This window comes from Pyramidobacter sp. C12-8, from assembly GCF_002007215.1.
In the GTDB taxonomy this organism is placed as follows: domain Bacteria; phylum Synergistota; class Synergistia; order Synergistales; family Dethiosulfovibrionaceae; genus Pyramidobacter.
In genome coordinates, this window is sequence record NZ_MUHX01000087.1 from 1 (window position 1) to 338 (window position 338).

The following is a 338-nucleotide window of genomic DNA, read 5'->3' on the forward strand; positions in this document are numbered from 1 at the left end:
GCCGTCGTACAGGGGCTCGATCTCGCGCGAAACGCTCGCAGCGCCGTCCGCGAAGGTGACGCTTCCGGCTATGGACTGGTAGTCGGTGCCCTTCGTCGCCGTCCCCCGGATGGAGTAGTACACCGTCAGCGCACCGCTCGTAATCGTGCGGGTGAACGTGAATTTGCCCTTGTCGGTGGCGGCTGCCGTTGCGGACGCGGGCTCCTTGGCTGTGTCATCGCCGGCGTTTGTCGTTGATCTGACCGCAATTGCAGGCATCTGGGTCTTCGCGATAAAGCTGGCGGTAAGCGTCACGTTTTTCGCGGGCATGCGGAAGGTCGTCGTGGCGCCGAGAACAC

General features: G+C 63.6%; 1 protein-coding gene. It reads right to left on the reverse strand.

The annotated features are described in order from the left end of the window. The coding region (locus B0D78_RS12995) for a hypothetical protein (RefSeq protein WP_205948335.1) at positions 1 to 309 on the reverse strand (309 nt) is incomplete at its 3' end. Between the last annotated feature and the right edge of the window lie 29 nt (positions 310 to 338).